Below are 3,448 nucleotides of genomic sequence, written 5' to 3'. Positions count from 1 at the left end.
CCATTCAGGTGTTTCATCCACCACCACAACTGCATGATCGACGGGGTGTGGTGGGGCGGTGGGGTGGTGGGCACGCGGAAGGGCCCGGCGCGGTGCGCCGGGCCCTTGCGTTTCGCGCGGGAACTAGCTGTCGCCGCCGGTCTCGCCCACCGGGGCGGCGTTGACGTCGTCGATCGCGTACTTCTTGGCGGCCTCGGCCGGCACGGTCGCCGGCACCGCGCCGCTGCGGGCGAGCTGCCGCAGCGTGGCCACCACGATCGACTCGGCGTCGACGTGGAAGTGCCGACGCAGCGCGTGCCGGGTGTCCGACATGCCGAAGCCGTCGGTGCCGAGCGACGTGTAGTCGCCGGGCACCCAGCGGGAGATCAGGTCCGGTACGGCGCGCATCCAGTCGCTGACCGCGACCTTCGGCCCGTCGGCGTCGGCGAGCTTCTGCGTGATGTACGGAACCTTCGCGTCGGCGCCCGGGTTGAGCAGGTTGTACTCCTCGGCCTGCACCGCGTCGCGGCGCAACTCGGTCCAGGAGGTCACCGACCACACGTCGGCGGCCACCCCCCAGTCCTGGGCGAGCAGCTGCTGGGCCTTGAGCGCCCACTGCATACCGGTGCCGGAGGCGAGCACGTTGGCCTTCGGGCCATCGACCTGCGGTGCCGGCGAGTAGCGGTAGATGCCCTTGAGCAGGCCCTCCACGTCCACCCCGTCCGGCTCGGCCGGCTGGAGGATCGGCTCGTTGTAGACCGTCAGGTAGTAGAAGACGTTCTCCTGCGCGTCCCCGTACATCCGGTGCAGGCCGTTCTCCATGATGTGCGCGATCTCGAAGGAGAACGCCGGGTCGTACGCGACCACCGCCGGGTTGGTGGCGGCGATCAGCAGCGAGTGGCCGTCCTCGTGCTGCAGGCCCTCACCGTTGAGCGTCGTACGCCCCGCGGTCGCGCCGAGCAGGAAGCCCCGCGCCATCTGGTCGGCCGCCGCCCACAGCCCGTCGGCGGTCCGCTGGAACCCGAACATCGAGTAGAAGATGTACATCGGGATCATCGGCTCGTCGTGGGTGGCGTACGCCGAGCCCGCGGCGGTGAACGAGGCGACCGAACCGGCCTCGTTGATGCCCTCGTGCAGGATCTGCCCGGTCGTCGACTCCTTGTACGACAGGAACAGCTCCCGGTCGACCGAGGTGTAGCGCTGCCCGTGCGGCGAGTAGATCTTCGCGGTCGGGAAGATCGAGTCGAGGCCGAAGGTGCGGGCCTCGTCCGGGATGATCGGCACCCAGCGCTTGCCGAACTCCTTGTCCTTCATGATGTCCTTGAGCAGGCGGACGAAGGCCATCGTGGTGGCCACCTTCTGCTTGCCCGAGCCGCGCTTGACGTCGGCGAACCGCTCCGGACCGGGGATGGCCAGCCGCTTGGTGCTGGTCCGTCGCGACGGCATGTACCCGCCGAGCTGCTCGCGCCGCTCCTTCAGGTACTGGATCTCCTCGGACTTCTCACCCGGGTTGTAGTACGGCGGCAGGTAGGGGTTGTCCTCCAGCGCCTTGTCCGGGATGTCCAGGTAGAGCCGGTCGCGGAAGGTCTTCAGGTCCTCCAGCGTCAGCTTCTTCATCTGGTGGGTCGCGTTGCGGCCCTCGAAGTGCGAGCCGAGCGTCCAACCCTTGATCGTCTTCGCCAGGATGACGGTGGGCTGACCGGTGTGCTCGGTGGCCGCCTTGTAGGCCGCGTAGAGCTTGCGGTAGTCGTGCCCACCCCGCTTGAGGTTCCAGATCTCGTCGTCGCTCAGCGGCTCGACCATCTTGCGGGTGCGCGGGTCACGGCCGAAGAAGTGCTCCCGCACGTACGCGCCCGACTCGGCCTTGTACGTCTGGTAGTCACCGTCGGTCGTGGTGTTCATGAGGTTGACCAGCGCGCCGTCGGTGTCCGCGGCCAGCAGCGGGTCCCACTCACGGCCCCAGACCACCTTGATGACGTTCCAGCCGGCGCCCCGGAAGAACGCCTCCAGCTCCTGCATGACCTTGCCGTTGCCCCGGACCGGGCCGTCCAGCCGCTGGAGGTTGCAGTTGATCACGAAGGTGAGGTTGTCCAGCTCCTCGCGGGCGGCCACGCCGATCGCGCCAAGCGTCTCCGGCTCGTCCATCTCCCCGTCGCCGAGGAACGCCCACACGTGCTGCTGCGAGGTGTCCTTGATGCCGCGGTGCTGCAGGTACCTGTTGAACCGGGCCTGGTAGATCGCGTTCAGACCGCCGAGACCCATCGAGACGGTGGGGAACTCCCAGAAGTCCGGCATGAGCCGCGGGTGCGGGTACGACGGCAGGCCGCCGCCCGGGTGAGACAGTTCCTGGCGGAACCCGTCGAGCTGGTGCTCGCTGAGCCGGCCCTCGAGGAACGCCCGCGCGTACATGCCCGGGGACGCGTGACCCTGGTAGTAGATCTGGTCGCCGCCGCCCGGGTGGTTCTTGCCCCGGAAGAAGTGGTTGAAGCCCACCTCGTACAGCGACGCCGAGCTGGCGAAGGTGGAGATGTGCCCGCCGACGCCGATCTCCGGGCGCTGCGCCCGGTGCACCAGCATTGCCGCGTTCCAGCGCACGTACGCCCGGATCCGCCGCTCGACGTGCTCGTCGCCCGGGAACCACGGCTCGCGTTCCGGAGTGATGGTGTTGATGTAGTCGGTGGTGGTCAGGGGCGGAACCCCGACCTGGCGCTCACGGGCCCGCTCCAGCAGGCGCAGCATGACGTAGCGGGCGCGTTTGGCGCCCCGCTCGTCGATGACACCGTCAAGCGACTCGACCCATTCGCTTGTCTCTTCAGGGTCGATGTCCGGAAGCTGGCTCGGTAGGCCGTCGCTGATCACCGGGCGCTTGCGTTCCGTAGCCACAGGCGTTCCCTCGGTTGTGTGTGGGATAGGTCTCTAGCGCCATCCTGCCCCCTGGTGGCACCCCTCGTCACGTCTAGGTCCCCCCGACGCGATGAGCGACACAGGTACCCGTCGGTAACTTAGCGCGACGGTCGGCCGGACCCGCTCGGCTGTCGGCCCCGCCCTCCGACCTGCTCCGGCGACCCGGGTGGGCCGGGACTGGACCGGGGGGTCAGTGGCGACTCCGGCGGCTCCGGGGGCGGTGGCGGCGGCTCTTAAGCCCTCGCTGCGGCAGAATGCGACGTATGCGCAGTGACGTGATCACCGTCCAGACCGGGTCCCGGCCAACCGTCCGGGACATCACCGCCGAGGCCCAGGGATTCGTCTCCGGCGAGGGCGACGGCCTGCTGCACGTCTTCGTGCCGCACGCCACCGCCGGCCTGGCCATCATCGAGACCGGGTCAGGCTCCGACGACGACCTGCTCACCGCCATCGACGCGCTGCTGCCCACCGACAACCGCTGGCGGCACCGGCACGGCTCACCCGGCCACGGCCGCGACCACGTGCTGCCCGCGTTCGTCCCGCCGTACGCCACGCTGCCCGTGCT

Annotated in this window: 2 protein-coding genes; one reads left to right on the top strand and one right to left on the bottom strand. The window is 69.2% G+C overall.

The genetic code is table 11. The features are described 5' to 3' along the window. Positions 1-123 precede the first annotated feature (123 nt). Positions 124-2,862: a pyruvate dehydrogenase (acetyl-transferring), homodimeric type gene (gene aceE / locus FHG89_RS00310; RefSeq protein ID WP_139581859.1), complete on the bottom strand. Its 2,739-nt coding sequence runs from the start codon at positions 2,860-2,862 to the stop codon at positions 124-126. A 284-nt stretch (positions 2,863-3,146) separates the two neighbouring features. Between aceE and FHG89_RS00305 the strand changes: the two genes are divergently transcribed. Next, on the top strand, positions 3,147-3,448 hold a 302-nt coding region (locus FHG89_RS00305; RefSeq protein ID WP_208760814.1), incomplete at its 3' end, for a YjbQ family protein.

Source organism: Micromonospora orduensis, assembly GCF_006228125.1.
In the GTDB taxonomy this organism is placed as follows: domain Bacteria; phylum Actinomycetota; class Actinomycetes; order Mycobacteriales; family Micromonosporaceae; genus Micromonospora; species Micromonospora orduensis.
Note: the sequence above shows the minus strand (reverse complement) of the source record. Positions and strands in the feature narration are given on the sequence as shown.